The sequence below is a fragment of the Arthrobacter sp. FW306-04-A genome (assembly GCF_044358315.1).
In the GTDB taxonomy this organism is placed as follows: domain Bacteria; phylum Actinomycetota; class Actinomycetes; order Actinomycetales; family Micrococcaceae; genus Arthrobacter.
In genome coordinates this window covers 2,810,758-2,824,460 of record NZ_CP084559.1, presented here as the reverse complement: position 1 = coordinate 2,824,460, position 13,703 = coordinate 2,810,758, and the positions used below count along the sequence as shown (strand labels likewise).

The window sequence follows — 13,703 nt, the reverse complement described above, 5'->3', positions numbered from 1 at the left end:
GCTTGACCCGGGCCCCTCGCCGATGTGGGCCCATCGATCGCCATAGAATGGACAGATGACCACTACCGTCGCCCCCGGCACCTGCGCAGCCACAGACATAGGCTTAAAGGGAGAGGAACGGACGGACACCGCGGAGCAGTCGTCCACCGACCTCCTCAGCGCTGCTGACATCCCTTGGAACCTGGTGGTCTGGAACGATCCCGTCAATCTCATGAGCTATGTGAGTTACGTGTTCCAGAGCTACTTCGGCTATTCCGAGGCGAAATCCAACAAACTCATGCTCGAGGTCCACAGGAAGGGCCGTTCGATCGTGGCGTACGGTGGCAAGGAACAGGTTGAGCAGCACGCGGTTGCCATGCACGGCTACGGTTTGTGGGCAACGGTTGAAAAGGCGAGCAGCGGCGACGGCCGGGGACGCAAGGGTGGCGCACGTGGCTAAGGCTTTCAAGTACGGACTCAAAGGCATCACCGGCTACCTTGAGCCCGCCGAGCGCGACCTCCTGCGCGGTCTTCTGGACGATGTCATTTCCATGCTGGAACCGCAGTTGTCCCAGAATGAAGACCCTTTGACGGCCTTGATCGGCCTGGACATGAATGTCAAGGAGCCGTCTGATCGCGCCTTGCTCAGGCTGCTGCCAAACGTCACGAAGAACGACGACGCGGCTTCCCTCGAGTTCCGCCAGCTCACCGAGCGCGCGTTGCGCGAAGGAAAAATCGGTGCGCTTCGGGCCGCAGCGATGGGCCTGGACCGCAACGAGCTTGTGCTCACGCCGGAGGAGGCCAAACTCTGGTCCATGGCGCTCAACGACGTCCGCCTGGTCCTGGCCGAGCGCCTCGATATCCGCGACGAAGCCGATGCCGACCATGTCCACGCCATGCAGGACTGGTCCCAGGCCGAAGACGTAGAGAGTTATCTGGCGCTCGTGTACAACTTCACCACGTGGCTCCAGGAATCGCTGGTGCAGGCCATGATGGCATCGATGGACCGGAAATCCTGAGGTGAAATTAGACGTGCTCGCGGCCTTCCGTGTGACAAAACAGACACGAGGCCCCCGCCACAAGTCATGGCTGCGGCACATGCCTTGGCTTATTCTCTAAGAATCATGAACTCAGCATCGGATACGGTATCGGGTGGGGAGAGCGCCGCATCGGCGCCGGAATCCCAGCGCAAGCCGGAAACACTGAACAACAAGGAAGACAACACTTTGCTGGGATCACGCCCCATAGGTGTCTTCGATTCCGGAGTGGGCGGGCTTACCGTGGCGCGGTCAATCATCGACCAATTGCCCAACGAGTCCATCATTTACGTGGGCGACACTGCCAACGGACCTTACGGGCCTCTTCCTATCGCCGAAGTCCGGGCCAACGCCCTCGGGGTCATGGACGAGCTCGTGGACTCCGGCGTCAAGCTTCTGACCATCGCCTGCAATTCAGCCTCGGCCGCAGTTTTGCGCGATGCCAGGGAGCGGTATACGGCCCGCTACGGGATTCCCGTCATCGAAGTCATCCAGCCGGCGGTCCGGCGGGCGGTGTCCGCTACGCGCTCTGGCCGGATCGGCGTGATCGGAACGTCGGCCACAGTGGGTTCCCGTGCCTACGAGGACACCTTTGCCGCTGCCCCGGACCTGAATATCACCTCGGTGGCCTGTCCGGAATTCGTGAGCTTCGTGGAAGCCGGCATCACCACCGGTCCCGAGCTCCTGGCCGCAGCCCACGAGTACCTGGAACCTCTCAGGGACGCCAGTGTGGACACAGTGGTGTTGGGTTGCACGCACTATCCGCTGCTGACGGGAGTGATCTCATACGTCATGGGGGAGGACGTCACCCTTGTGTCCAGCGCCGAGGAGACGGCCAAAGACGTGTACCGCGCCCTGGCCACGCACGGGATCCAGCGCACCGATGCCAGCCTGCCGCGGCACGACTTCATGGCGACCGGGGACGCTGTCCAATTCGAAACGCTGGCGCGCCGCTTCCTCGGCCCTGAGGTCCTGTCCGTGCGCCACGTGGATCATGTGGCCGCTCAGTACCCGACAGGAAGCCTCGCGCGCATCACCCCGGAAATGCTGGAGGCCGCCCGCACTGGAGGCCACCATGCGAGGACCTCCAACTTCGTTGATCCTGTAGCCTTCACCGTCAACGGATTCGCCGCGGCCCGCGGGGGCCGCATCCAGTGAAACTGACCATTGTTGGCTGCACAGGTTCCTTTCCCGGGCCGGGCTCTCCGGCGTCGTGCTACCTGCTGACCGCGCAAGACGGCGAACGCCAGTGGAAGATCGTCATGGACCTAGGCAGCGGCGCGCTCGGGGCCATCCAACGGTACATGGACCTCGAGGACATCGACGCGATCTTCCTGACCCATCTGCACCCGGACCACTGCATGGACCTGTGCGGCCTGCACGTGGCCGTCCGCTGGAAGCCAGGCGGTTGGGGTCGGGACAGGATCCCCGTGTGGGGGCCCGCCGCGACCGCCGACCGGATGGCCACCGCCTACGGGCTGGAACTGGACCCCGGAATGCACGAAGAATTCGACTTCAGCAACTGGAGCGAACGCCAGTCCGTGCAGCTTGGACCGTTCACGGTGACGCCGTATGCCGTGAACCATCCCGTGGAAGAGGCCTACGCATTGCGCGTAGAGGTTACGGAGCCGGGCAAAGAAGGAAGTCCCGTCACCAGGATCCTGACGTACTCAGGAGACACCGACTCGTGCCAGGGACTTGAGGATGCAGCCCGCAACGCGGATCTCTTCCTGTGCGAGGCGGCCTTCGAAGAAGGCCGCGACGACGACATCAAGGATGTGCACCTGACCGGAAAACGCGCGGGGCAGGCAGCCACAGCCGCGGGAGCCCGACGCCTCCTCCTGACTCACATCCCCGTGTGGACGTCGCAGACCAAGGTCATGGCAGAGGCGCGGCCCGAGTTCGCCGGCGATGTCGCCGTCGCGGTTGCCGGGGTTCACTACACCGTCTGAACCCGCAGTCCAGCAGCGGCCCTGTGATCGCTAAGCTTGCAGTATGACTTCCGAAGCCACATCTGTCCCCGTCATCCGTGCCGACGGCCGCACGCCTGATCAGCTCCGTCCCATCAGCATTACGCGCGGCTGGTCCAAACAGGCCGAAGGCTCGGCCCTGATCGAATTCGGCAACACCCGGGTGCTGTGCACAGCTTCCCTGACCGAAGGCGTGCCGCGCTGGCTCAAAGGTGAAGGCCGCGGCTGGGTCACGGCCGAATATGCCATGCTGCCGCGGGCCACGAACACCCGTTCCGACCGTGAGTCGGTCAAGGGAAGGATCGGCGGACGCACGCACGAGATTTCGCGCCTGATCGGCAGGTCGCTGCGTTCCATCATCGACACCAAGGCGCTAGGCGAGAACACGATCGTGCTGGACTGCGACGTCCTCCAGGCCGACGGCGGAACCCGCACCGCAGCGATCACCGGCGCCTACGTGGCACTCGCCGAAGCGATCCGCTTCGCCCGGGAGAACAAGATGATCGCAAAGAACGCGCAGCCCCTGATCGACACGATCGCTGCCGTCTCTGTAGGGATCATCGACGGCATCCCCATGCTGGACCTGCCCTACGTAGAGGACGTGCGTGCCGAAACCGATATGAACGTGGTGGTCACCGGCTCGGGGAAGTTCGTAGAGGTCCAGGGAACCGCAGAGGGAGCCCCGTTCGACCGCGATGAGCTGAATGCGCTGCTGGACCTTGCCCTCATTGGCACGGGCGAACTGGCGGCGATCCAGCGCGAGACCCTGGCCGAGGCCCCGTGAGCGAGGCAATGACCGCAGCTGTTCCGCGGCTCGTTCTCGCCACCCACAACAAGGGCAAACTGCGCGAGCTCAGGGAACTCCTCAGGGGACAGGTCCCGGGGCTCGATGTCGATACCCAAGTGATTGACGCGGCCGCAGCAGGAGCCCCAGACGTTGCAGAGACCGGGGTGACTTTTGCCGAGAACTCCCTGCTCAAGGCACGGGCCGTGGCCGAAGCCACCGGACTGGTGGCGATTGCCGATGATTCCGGGCTCGCCGTGGACGTTCTCGGTGGAGCCCCCGGCATCTTCTCGGCCCGTTGGTCCGGCCGGCATGGTGACGATGCCGCCAATCTCCAACTCTTGTTGGCGCAATTGTCCGACGTCCCCGACACACACCGCGGAGCGGCGTTCGTCTGCGCGGCGGCGCTCGCTGTACCCGACGCCGTCGACGGCGGTGGGCGGGAGGTAGTCGAATACGGCCAGCTGGAAGGCACCCTCTTGCGTCAACCCCGCGGTGCGGGTGGATTCGGCTACGACCCCGTGCTTCAGCCCCAGGGCTTGGACCGCAGCTGCGCCGAGTTGAGTTCCGAGGAAAAGAACGCCATCAGCCACCGTGCCAAGGCGTTCCGGGCTCTGCTTCCGGCCATCGTGGACGCCCTGCGCTAGAAAAGCGAATGGCACCCCGCTACTGCAGGGTGCCATTCGACTTGATGGGGCCGGCTCAGCTATTCGCTGCGCTTGCCGGCTTCGTGTTCTTCGATGAACTCCTCGACGGGTTCTGTTCCACGTTCGGTGGCCTTGCGCTTCGCCAGGAAGCCGCGGATGACCTCGATGGCGACGGGGACCACCGAGAGCAGCACGATGACCACAAAGATGATGTCGAGGTTGTCCCGGACCCACGGCACCTTGTCGCCCAGAAGGTATCCGAGCAGCGTGACGCCGCCGCCCCAGAGCGCGGCGCCGATCACGTTGAAGATGAAGAACTTGCGCTTGTCCATTTGCGCGACGCCGACGATCACCGGGACGAAGGTACGGATGATCGGGACGAAGCGCGCCAGGATCAAGGCCTTACCGCCGTGCTTTTCGAAGAAGGCGTGTGCGCTTTCTACATTCTCCCGCTTGAACAGCTTGGAATCAGGCTTGTTGAAAATGGCGGGTCCGGCCTTGGAGCCAATGAGGTAGCCGCTCTGGTTGCCGATGATCGCCGACACAATGATCAGGGCAGCAAGTGCCCAGATATTGAACTTGATGGTGTCCGTGGCCACGAGCAAGCCCGCGGTGAAGAGCATGGAATCGCCAGGCAGGAAGAAGCCCACCAGGAGCCCCGTCTCTGCGAACACAATTCCGCAGACAACCAGGACTACCCACGGCGCCAAAGCGGGGTCGGCCAGGAAGACCTGGGGGTTCAACCAGTCGGGGAGAAGCGCGGACATGTGCGGCTGCACCTGTCCTGCGCCCCCCAAAGCGGATACGGCAAAGGCGTTCATCGCAGAAAGGGTCACCCTTCAAGGGTACGGGACAACCGCCGTCGGGCCTTGAGACATCCGCCGGGGGTGTCTGACAGACACTGCCACCATTCGCCCGGCGTGCGTAGCGTGGTGGATGTGGACAGAAGAGACGACATCCGTGCGTTCCTGATCACGCGTCGAGCGAAGATCAGCCCGGAGCAGGCCGGCATCCCGGTGTACGGGGAGTTGCGCCGTGTTCCCGGCCTGCGCCGTGAGGAAGTGGCGCAACTCGCGGGAGTGAGCGCAGACTACTACACCCGCCTGGAACGCGGCAGTATTCGCGGCGTCTCTGACGCTGTGCTCGAGGCCGTGTCATCTGCCCTTCAGTTGGACGAGGCTGAGCGGGCGCACCTGATGGATCTGGCAAGGACGGCCAACGTCCCGTCGCGTCGGTTGCCACGCCAGCCGCCGCAGCAAAGGGTCCGTCCCGGGGTGCTGCGTCTGCTGGACGGGATGACCGGAGCGGTAGCCATCGTGCAGAACGGCCGTTCGGACGTGCTGGCCGCGAACCTGTTGGGCCGGGCGCTGTATGGGCCGGTGTTCAGTTTCGCCGCACAGTTCAACTCAGCTGCACAGTCGGGACCAGGGACTCCGGGGCGGCTGCCGAACCAGGCGCGCTATCTCTTCCTTGATCCGGGCGCGGGGGACTTCTACCCTGATTGGCGCGCGGTCGCGGCGACCACAGTCGCGATGTTGCGCTCGGAATCGGGGCGGAACCCCGACGACCGTGTGTTGAACGAGCTGGTCGGGGAGCTGACCACGCGCAGCGCGCTATTCGCCGCGCTGTGGGCCGGACACGATGTGCGGATCCACACCGCTGGGACCAAACGCTTCCATCACCCGCTCGCCGGCGATTTATCCCTGCAGTTCGAGACGCTGGACCTTCCCGGCGATGAAGGTCAGACCCTGTTCACCTTCACCGCGGAGCCTGGCTCCGCGTCCGGGAACGCGCTGACGTTTCTTGCCAGCTGGGCGGCATCGCCTCCCGGAACAACTACCGCCGGCACCCCTGCCGGTGGATCTCCAGGCCTGCCTTCCCATTCGCAGCCGGGGACACTCAACCCAGGAAAGACAGAACCATGACTGAACAGAAAACCAGCACAGAACAGCAGGAAGACATGAGCGGGAAGAAGGTCTGGTTTATCACCGGAGCGGGCCGCGGCATGGGAACCGACATTGCGAAGGCGGCCCTCGCCGCCGGCCACGCGGTCGTCGCCACCGGCCGCAACCCGGAAAAAGTCGCCCGGGCCGTCGGCGAGAACGAGGACCTGCTGGCCGTGAAGCTAGACGTCACCGACCCCGCCGCGGCGGAAGCGGCCGTGCAGGCCGCCGTCGACCGCTTCGGCCGGATCGACGTGCTCGTGAACAACGCCGGCAACTTCCACGCCGGGTTCTTCGAGGAAATCACCCCCGAGGACTTCCGGGCACAGATCGAAACCACCATGTTCGGGCCCATGAACGTCACCCGGGCGGCCCTGCCGGTCATGCGGGCCCAGCGCTCGGGTCTTGTCGTCACAATCTCCTCGACCGCGGGCATCGCCGGCGGAGAGTTCCTGACCGCCTACGCCGCGTCCAAGTTCGGCATCGAGGGCTGGGCCGAATCCCTCGCCCCCGAAATCGCACCCTTCGGGATCCGCACCATGCTCGTCGAACCGGGATTCTTCCGCACGGAGCTGCTCACCCCGGAATCCACGAGCTACGCCGAATCCACCATCGAGGACTACGCCGAACGCACCAAACAGACCGTCACGGCGTGGAAGAGCATGGACGGACTGCAGGGCGGGGACCCGGCCAAGCTCGCGGATGCCCTGATCCGACTGGCCGGGCTGGAGGAGCCTCCACTCCGGTTCGCCGCAGGGACGGACGCTGTGGGTGTCTTCGAGCAGCGGGCCAAGGCCCTCCGGGCTCAGGCCGAGGCCCACCGTGATCTCTCCGGCAACCTCGCTCACAACGACGCCTAAGGACACCATGACACGTGCGTCGATGCAGCCCTCTTCGCAACAGGCCGCGTCTGAGGCATCGCTCCGAGCCCCGAGGTTCCCGTGGGGAGGTCTTCTGATCCTCGCCACAGCAGGTTTCACAGCGGTCACCACCGAACTCCTTCCGTCCGGACTGCTGCCCCAGATCAGCAGGGACCTGGGGGTGGTGGAATCAGCTGTGGGCTCCCTCACGGCCGCCTATGCGGCAGTCATTGTCTTCACGGCCCTTCCCCTGTCGAGGCTGCTAGGCGGACGAGTCCAGCGCAAGCCGTTGTTGATCGCCACCGTGCTCGCGTTCGCGCTAAGCAACGTGCTGTTGGCATCCAGCCCCAGCCTGGGCTTGGCAGTTTCCGCTAGGCTCCTCGGGGGCGTGGCTCACGGGATGCTGTGGTCGAGCATGGCCCCCTATGTTGCCAGGATCGTTCCAGCGCACTCTGTCGGAAAAGCAATGGCCATGGTCTTCAGCGGTAACAGCATCGCGCTTGCGGTCGGCGCTCCGATCGGCACACTCATGGGCTCGGTGCTCAGCTGGCGTGCCTCGTTCCTTGTCCTGGCCGGAGTCGGCGCGGTCCTCGCCTTGCTGGCGGTGTGGGTGCTCCCCGCAGCCCCCGACGAGGACGGCAATACTACGCCGACCCTCCGCGGAGCCCTAAGCCTACCCGGCGTGATCGCGGTGGCCACGGCCTGGCCTCTCTTGCTCCTGGGCCACTTCACCCTCTTCACCTACATCGCCCCGTTCCTCCACGCCTCAGGCCTTCCGGATGCCTTCACCAGCTTTTCCCTGTCCGTGGTGGGGGCTGCCAGCCTCCTGGGGATCTGGATCGCCGGTCTCACTGCCGATTCCTATCCGCGGCGCTCTCTGCTTTCAGCAATCGCCCTGCTTGTGGTCGCCTTCGGCCTGTTGCCAGTAATGGGCGGCACATGGGGTGGTGAACTCGTGCTGGTGACCGTGTGGGGAGGTGCCTTCGGGGCCGTCGGTATTTACAATCAGGCCGCGATCCTCCGCGCCGGCGGAGAACACAAGGACGCCGCGAACGGATTGACGGTGGTTACCATTCAACTGGGCATCGCCGTCGGCGCCTTGTACGGCGCTTTTGCGCTGAATACTGTCGGCGCCCTGTGGGTGCCGCTGGCCGCAGCCGTCCCGACGGCGGCAGCCCTCGCAATCGTCGTGGCCAGCCGCCGGGGCGGATACCCATCCGGTCCACAAGAACTGGCGGCCCCAGGACACCGGCCCACAAGACCGAGGCGCTAGGGCTTTGAATGGTCCCAGGCTGGGCCGGCGACCGTTGTGCCGGAACCTTGATCTTCACTTATGCTGAATGCTAAGCATGCTGATTATCCGCAATCATTCCTAGTCAAACGGCCGGAGGCTGCTTGGACACGTGCGCGTCGCGCAGCACCGAAGGCATTTGGACGGCCAGTGCGGCCACAATCGGAGGAACCAGATGAACGTCTTGATCAAACTGCTCGGCATGGTCGTGGGCATGGGCGCCGGAATTGCGGCCAATAAGGTCTTGGAGGCAGTCTGGAGCAAGTCCACCGGCAAACACGCCCCCAAGGATGCGACTAATCTCGAGGACTCCTTGCCTGGCGTGGTGCTGTTTGGCCTCGCAGGGGCAGCAGCAGGGTCAGTGATCCACGTCCTGACCCAAAGGGCAACCAAGAAGGCTCTCGTCAATTTGCAGGAGACAGCAAGCGAAGTTTGAGGCCGTCGTTTGTCCGTGGTCCTGCCGTCGCGGACGCCCTCATCGTGGCGACCACCCCTGGAGCGCCGGGCGGCTCTTTCCGCTGTAACCTTGACCAGTGGCATTGGACTTTACGGCGATCGACTTTGAAACTGCGAACGGCTTCAGGGGCTCGCCGTGCTCGGTCGGCCTCAGCAAGGTCCGCGGCGGAGTGGTGGTGGAGGAAGCCTCCTGGCTGATGCGCCCACCGGAAAACCACGACCACTTCGAGTACCACAACACACGAATCCACGGTATCCGGGCCGAGGACGTCGCCGGCGCTCCACGCTTTGGGGATCTCTTTCCCGAAATCGGGGCTTTCATCGGCGGCGATATTTTGGCGGCCCACAATGCGGCCTTCGATCTCGGCGTCATCCGTTCCGGGCTTGAAGTGTCCGGGCTGTCCGGTCCGGCCTACGAATACGTTTGCACCGTAATGTTGTCCAGGCGCTGCTATTCCTTGGTGTCCAATTCCTTGCCCTACGCCGCGGAAGAGGCCGGCGTGCCCCTCGTGAACCATCACGATGCCACCGAGGACGCCCGGGCTTGCGCGGGGATCCTGGTCGATATTGCCCGCAGAAACGATGCGAACAGTATTGCCGAGCTCTACTTGTCCCTCGGCCTGGCCTTGCCCAAACAGCAGGCCTTCCAGCCCGGAGATGGCCTGTCCAAGCAAACCCTGGCTGCGCTCGCGGCCGTCGCGGCCGGGTCGCAACCTTCTAGCCGCTCCGGCGTCGGGAATGGCTCTGGCCAACTTGGTCGAGCCTGGAGCAACTGGCCCGAAGAGGGCACCAATCCGGTGCCCAACCCTGCAGCGGAACCGGGCCACCCGCTGTTCGGCCAGACTGTAGTTTTCACGGGTGAACTTGCCATTGCGCGGCCGGAAGCGAAACAGCGGGCCGCGGAGATGGGCGCACGTCCCGAGAGCCGCGTCACCGGAAGGACCACGGTCCTGGTGGTGGGCGACGGCTTCGTGGCAGGCGATCTCCGGAACGGTCGCCTCACGGGGAAAGCCAAGCGGGTCTTGGAATTGCATAGCCGCGGCCAACAGATCGAAGTGCTTTCCGAGGGAGAGTTTCTGCAGATGGTCGGCGGAAGCTAGCAGCATCAATATTCATACGGAGCAACAAAGCTTCCCGTTACGTGCCCGCACTCCTAGCCTTGAGCCATGACACAGGGAAAGCAGGCTGACACCACACGGTTCACCGCAGGGACGCCGTCTCCGGCGGCCACCGGGTGGCGCGCCGTCTTCGCTTTTCCCAATCCTGTCAATGAGTACGCTGCGAGGATCACTGCGGGCCTTGTGGTTTTGGCTGCGGTGCTTACGCTCCTCACCGGCTTTGGCTGGGGACTCGTGCTGATTGCGGCCGGTTTCTGGTTGCGGGTGCTGTTCGGGCCCAGGATCTCGCCGTTTGCCTTGTTGTCCGTGAAGGTCCTGGCACCCCGGGTCGGTCCTGCCAAGCTTGTCCCGGGTCCGCCCAAGCGCTTCGCACAAGGAATCGGCGCTGTGCTGAGTACCGCTGCCGTGGTTCTCTTCTTCGCCGATTTCGCGCTGGGAGCGTGGATCCTGCTGGCCCTATTGATTGTCGCGGCGTCCCTCGAGTCGTTTGTGGGGTTCTGCCTCGGCTGCGCCATTTTCGGTTTCCTTCAGAAGCACGGCCTCATTCCCGAGGAAATTTGCGAAGCCTGCAATAACATCGCACTTCGCCAGGCCTGAGCTGGCTATTCCTAGCCGACCGTGACAGCAATCAACTGTTGCGCCATCGCGCGGATGACCTCCGGCGCCTCAAGGGCTTCCAGCCAATCCGACGGCAAGGCGGCCTCACCGTGGAATGCCCCCAGGATATTGCCCGCGATGGAAGCGGTGGAGTCACTATCACCGCTGTGGTTCAGCGCGACGGCCACCGCCTGACGGAAATGGGCCGCTGGATCGAGCTGTGCCTCCGCCGCGGCGGCGGTTGCCAACACGGCATAGAGCCCGACGGCGAGTGCCTCCTCCGCGACCCAGCCTTCGCCCAGTTGCGCCGTGAGTTCTTCGGGGCTGAGTATGGCGCCTGTGGAGGATAGTTCCAGCGCTTGGCGAAGACGATCCAGGAGTTCAGGGGCTGGATCCGGCAATGCCGCCACCACACTCAATGCGTGTTCGGCCGCGGTCCGTACCTCCAAGCCCGAGGCCAATTTGTGCACCAGCACGCTGAAGGCGCCGGCACTCTGCCGTGCCGAAGGGTGCCCGTGGGTCAGCGACGCCGCGTCGGTGCTCAGCTTGTAGACCGTGGCTTCGGAAATATGCGGGACGAGGCCAAATGGAGCGGATCGCATCACCGTGCCGCAGCCCTTCGATTCCGGATTGACAGGGCGAAATTTTGTCCCCATCTGGCCCGTGGCGAGTCCGCTCAGGCACGCTTTGCCCGGATGCCTGCGGTGCCGGAGCACTTCCTGGCTGTCGATCCAACGCGGGTGGGGAACGGGGGCCGACGCCGGCAAGGCCACGTCCTGGGTGGCGAGCCAGCGAAGATAAGCCAGCCAGAGGCACGCCGTTTCATCGGCGGCTACGCCGTCGTTGGCCCACTCAAGTGCTTCCACGAGGCCGTCCACGGTGTACAGCGTCATTTGGGTGTCGTCCGAAAAGTGGGTGCCGCCGTCGAGCTGTCCGAAGGAGGTGAGGCCTGCCGCGCCGTAGCGGGAGCGGATGGTGTCCACGTCGTCGAATTCCACCGTGTAGCCGAGCGAATCGCCCAGCGCGCCGCCCAGCAGGCAGCCGAGGACCCGGGACTCGAAGGATGGCGCGACGGAGGGGGACGGTTCAGCACTCATAGTGGTAATTTACCGCGGCTGCGTCGCCGGACTTCACATGCCCACTGATACGGTGGCTCCTGAACCAGGAGGCATTGATGCGTGAACCCGCGTGGCGGAAAACCGGAAAGACGCCGGACTACAGATTCTCCCTGGCAAATGAGCGGACCTTCCTCGCCTGGATTCGCACTTCCTTGGCGCTGCTGGCGGGCGCTGTAGCGATCGATCAGCTTGCTCCGAACATCGCACCTCAGCCCGTGCGCATTGTCCTGTGTGTCGTGCTTTCAATCATTGGTGCGGGCCTCGCGACGCTTGCCTACCGACGTTGGGCGCAGATGGAGGCCGCTATGCGCAACGACCAAGCGTTGCCGTTCTCACGGGTCATGATGCTGATGACCATCGTGGTTGCCGTGGCAGCCTTCACGTTCGCTGTGTTGATCCTGATGGCGCGTTGAGCGTCGAGGCCAGGGATTCAGGGCTGCAGCCAGAGCGCACCACGCTCGCCTGGCGCCGGACCCTTATTTCGCTTCTCGTTGTGGATCTCTTTATCTGGCGCAGGTGGCTGTCGGCTAAGTCCGGCGCGGGGCAAGTGCCCACTGGAATACCGGGGCTCGACTACCAAGGAATCTGCGCTTTGACGGCCGCCGCTGCGACGATCGTTCTGGGTAGCGTTGTTTGGGTTAGGTCGCGTCAGCTCCACCAGGGCGCGGACGAAGCGTCGGCTGTCCTCATGCTGGCAAGCGCGCTGTCCATCATCGCACTGGGCTGCGCGGCGGTCGCCGCGATCGCGCTTGGCGATTAGGCTCGGATTCAGGAAGCGTCCAGACTCGGCTGACAGGATGCTGCAGGGCACAGCGCGCGATCTGCTGGTTGGCTAGCTGTTGCCGTGCGCCTCCGCAAAACGCCACCCGAACTTCGAACTAAGGAATCCTCCGACATGACCACAACTGTGTCCGTTCCCTCCTCCCGCGGTCCGGGCCTCATCGCCCGGGCGTCCGCTGAAGCTCTGGGGACGCTGTTCCTTGTGGTTATTGGCTTGGGTGTGCTCATCTTCATCAATCCCCAGGCGGTTCCGATGCCGGCGTCGCTGGCCAGCGGCATCGCCGTTACCGCTGCCATGCTTGCCTTCGGCTACTTGTCGGGTGGGCATTTCAACCCGGCAGTCACAGTTGGTCACATGATCGCTGGGCGCACGAAGCTCGTGGATGGAGCCGCCTATCTAGGAGCCCAGCTTGTGGGTGGTTTGCTGGGTGCATTGGCGGTCTTCGCGGTGGTGCGGACTGTTCCCGGGATCACCGACAGCCGCAACGTCTTTGACACCGCGGCCTCGGGGTTCGGTGCGCATTCCAGCTTCCAGGTTCCGCTCACTGGCGCGATGCTCATGGAGGTACTCGGCGCGGCGATCCTGGTAGGGGTCTTCCTGGGGGTCACGGCCCGGCGGAACCCCAGCAAGGTTGCCGCACCGTTCGCCGTCGGCCTGACCGTCGCAGCGCTGCTGCAATTGGGCCAGTCCATCGGCAACCTTGCCTTCAACCCGGCCCGTGCCACCGCGGCCGCCGTTTTCAGCTCCGGCTGGGCGCTGGAGCAGCTCTGGCTCTTCTGGGTGGCACCCTTGGTGGGGGCAGCGATCGCGGGTCTCATCTTCCGCGGCTTTGGCGAGTCCGCTCCGGCAGCCGTCGCGGAGATTGAAGAACCGGCGCAGTCCGGCGAAGGGGACGAAGAGTCCGACGACGACACGGACGCCGCCGCCCCGGATGGCCCGGCAGAGGTTTCACCCGTGGCGGCTGCTGCGGCTGCTGCGGCTGAAGAAGTGAAGCCCGCCGTCGACCCCGCCCGTGATTTCTTCGACGGCAAGCGGGACTGAGCCCGGAATTAGTTGACCGGAAGACCCCGATATTGCCGGCGCCGCCGTGCCGCGCCAAAAATGTCTGTGCCTCCCGTTAGC

17 protein-coding genes are annotated in these 13,703 nt (G+C 64.4%); 15 read left to right on the top strand and 2 right to left on the bottom strand.

Features of this window, described 5'->3' with window-relative positions:
• Positions 1–55 precede the first annotated feature (55 nt).
• From clpS to rdgB, 6 genes are all read left to right on the top strand, one after another.
• Entirely contained in the window at positions 56–439 is a 384-nt protein-coding gene (clpS, locus tag LFT43_RS12995) for an ATP-dependent Clp protease adapter ClpS (RefSeq protein ID WP_395797368.1), read from the top strand.
• The gene (locus LFT43_RS12990) at positions 432–998 is read left to right on the top strand and encodes a DUF2017 domain-containing protein (RefSeq protein WP_395797366.1); all 567 of its coding nucleotides are present in this window, start codon (positions 432–434) and stop codon (positions 996–998) included. Before clpS ends, LFT43_RS12990 begins: the two co-directional genes overlap by 8 nt.
• A 105-nt stretch (positions 999–1,103) precedes the next feature.
• Positions 1,104–2,174 (top strand): glutamate racemase, encoded by a 1,071-nt coding sequence (gene murI / locus LFT43_RS12985; protein WP_395797364.1) that lies wholly within the window; start codon positions 1,104–1,106, stop codon positions 2,172–2,174.
• Complete coding sequence (locus LFT43_RS12980) at positions 2,171–2,968, top strand: MBL fold metallo-hydrolase (RefSeq protein WP_395797362.1); 798 nt, start codon at positions 2,171–2,173, stop codon at positions 2,966–2,968. Before murI ends, LFT43_RS12980 begins: the two co-directional genes overlap by 4 nt.
• Positions 2,969–3,011: 43 nt before the next feature.
• Entirely contained in the window at positions 3,012–3,770 is a 759-nt protein-coding gene (rph, locus tag LFT43_RS12975) for a ribonuclease PH (RefSeq protein ID WP_078108499.1), read from the top strand.
• Between the two features lie 8 nt (positions 3,771–3,778).
• Entirely contained in the window at positions 3,779–4,417 is a 639-nt protein-coding gene (gene rdgB, locus LFT43_RS12970) for an RdgB/HAM1 family non-canonical purine NTP pyrophosphatase (protein ID WP_395803071.1), read from the top strand.
• A gap of 59 nt (positions 4,418–4,476) precedes the next feature.
• On the opposite strand, the gene LFT43_RS12965 is transcribed toward rdgB, so the two are convergent.
• On the bottom strand, positions 4,477–5,238 hold the full coding sequence (locus LFT43_RS12965; protein WP_395803069.1) for a VTT domain-containing protein: 762 nt from the start codon (positions 5,236–5,238) through the stop codon (positions 4,477–4,479).
• 117 nt (positions 5,239–5,355) lie between these two features.
• Between LFT43_RS12965 and LFT43_RS12960 the strand changes: the two genes are divergently transcribed.
• The 6 genes from LFT43_RS12960 to LFT43_RS12935 all read left to right on the top strand — a co-directional run bounded on the left by LFT43_RS12960 (position 5,356) and on the right by LFT43_RS12935 (position 10,682).
• Positions 5,356–6,342 (top strand): helix-turn-helix transcriptional regulator, encoded by a 987-nt coding sequence (locus LFT43_RS12960; protein WP_395797359.1) that lies wholly within the window; start codon positions 5,356–5,358, stop codon positions 6,340–6,342.
• Positions 6,339–7,220 carry an SDR family oxidoreductase gene (locus tag LFT43_RS12955; protein ID WP_395797357.1) on the top strand — a complete coding sequence of 294 codons (882 nt, stop codon included), beginning with the start codon at positions 6,339–6,341 and terminating at the stop codon, positions 7,218–7,220. Before LFT43_RS12960 ends, LFT43_RS12955 begins: the two co-directional genes overlap by 4 nt.
• A gap of 22 nt (positions 7,221–7,242) precedes the next feature.
• Positions 7,243–8,493, top strand: a complete 1,251-nt coding sequence (locus LFT43_RS12950) for an MFS transporter (protein ID WP_395803067.1) — start codon at positions 7,243–7,245, stop codon at positions 8,491–8,493.
• Positions 8,494–8,686: 193 nt separating this feature from the next.
• Complete coding sequence (locus tag LFT43_RS12945; protein ID WP_395797355.1) at positions 8,687–8,947, top strand: DUF4235 domain-containing protein; 261 nt, start codon at positions 8,687–8,689, stop codon at positions 8,945–8,947.
• A gap of 97 nt (positions 8,948–9,044) precedes the next feature.
• Positions 9,045–10,067 carry an exonuclease domain-containing protein gene (locus LFT43_RS12940; RefSeq protein ID WP_395797353.1) on the top strand — a complete coding sequence of 341 codons (1,023 nt, stop codon included), beginning with the start codon at positions 9,045–9,047 and terminating at the stop codon, positions 10,065–10,067.
• A gap of 66 nt (positions 10,068–10,133) precedes the next feature.
• Positions 10,134–10,682, top strand: coding sequence for a DUF4395 domain-containing protein (locus LFT43_RS12935; RefSeq protein WP_395797351.1), 549 nt, complete (start codon positions 10,134–10,136; stop codon positions 10,680–10,682).
• 11 nt (positions 10,683–10,693) lie between these two features.
• Here LFT43_RS12935 and LFT43_RS12930 read toward each other — a convergent pair whose 3' ends face one another.
• Positions 10,694–11,779 (bottom strand): ADP-ribosylglycohydrolase family protein, encoded by a 1,086-nt coding sequence (locus LFT43_RS12930; RefSeq protein WP_395797349.1) that lies wholly within the window; start codon positions 11,777–11,779, stop codon positions 10,694–10,696.
• 77 nt (positions 11,780–11,856) lie between these two features.
• On the opposite strand from LFT43_RS12930, the gene LFT43_RS12925 reads away from it, so the two are divergent.
• The 3 genes from LFT43_RS12925 (at position 11,857) to LFT43_RS12915 (ending at position 13,622) form a co-directional block, all read left to right on the top strand.
• A complete protein-coding gene (locus tag LFT43_RS12925) occupies positions 11,857–12,213 on the top strand; it encodes a YidH family protein (RefSeq protein WP_395797347.1) in 357 nt (118 codons plus the stop codon).
• Positions 12,210–12,560, top strand: coding sequence for a DUF202 domain-containing protein (locus LFT43_RS12920; protein ID WP_395797345.1), 351 nt, complete (start codon positions 12,210–12,212; stop codon positions 12,558–12,560). The genes LFT43_RS12925 and LFT43_RS12920 overlap by 4 nt, the downstream gene beginning before the upstream one ends.
• A gap of 135 nt (positions 12,561–12,695) precedes the next feature.
• The gene (locus tag LFT43_RS12915; protein WP_395797343.1) at positions 12,696–13,622 is read left to right on the top strand and encodes an MIP/aquaporin family protein; all 927 of its coding nucleotides are present in this window, start codon (positions 12,696–12,698) and stop codon (positions 13,620–13,622) included.
• Positions 13,623–13,703 lie beyond the last annotated feature (81 nt).

Coding starts and splice junctions, on each gene's coding strand:
- clpS (WP_395797368.1), top strand. CDS start 56: ATGACCACTACCGTCGCCCCCGGCACCTGCGCAGCCACAGACATAGGC.
- murI (WP_395797364.1), top strand. CDS start 1,104: ATGAACTCAGCATCGGATACGGTATCGGGTGGGGAGAGCGCCGCATCG.
- rph (WP_078108499.1), top strand. CDS start 3,012: ATGACTTCCGAAGCCACATCTGTCCCCGTCATCCGTGCCGACGGCCGC.
- rdgB (WP_395803071.1), top strand. CDS start 3,779: ATGACCGCAGCTGTTCCGCGGCTCGTTCTCGCCACCCACAACAAGGGC.
- LFT43_RS12965 (WP_395803069.1), bottom strand. CDS start 5,238: ATGAACGCCTTTGCCGTATCCGCTTTGGGGGGCGCAGGACAGGTGCAG.
- LFT43_RS12955 (WP_395797357.1), top strand. CDS start 6,339: ATGACTGAACAGAAAACCAGCACAGAACAGCAGGAAGACATGAGCGGG.
- LFT43_RS12950 (WP_395803067.1), top strand. CDS start 7,243: ATGCAGCCCTCTTCGCAACAGGCCGCGTCTGAGGCATCGCTCCGAGCC.
- LFT43_RS12945 (WP_395797355.1), top strand. CDS start 8,687: ATGAACGTCTTGATCAAACTGCTCGGCATGGTCGTGGGCATGGGCGCC.
- LFT43_RS12935 (WP_395797351.1), top strand. CDS start 10,134: ATGACACAGGGAAAGCAGGCTGACACCACACGGTTCACCGCAGGGACG.
- LFT43_RS12930 (WP_395797349.1), bottom strand. CDS start 11,779: ATGAGTGCTGAACCGTCCCCCTCCGTCGCGCCATCCTTCGAGTCCCGG.
- LFT43_RS12925 (WP_395797347.1), top strand. CDS start 11,857: ATGCGTGAACCCGCGTGGCGGAAAACCGGAAAGACGCCGGACTACAGA.
- LFT43_RS12915 (WP_395797343.1), top strand. CDS start 12,696: ATGACCACAACTGTGTCCGTTCCCTCCTCCCGCGGTCCGGGCCTCATC.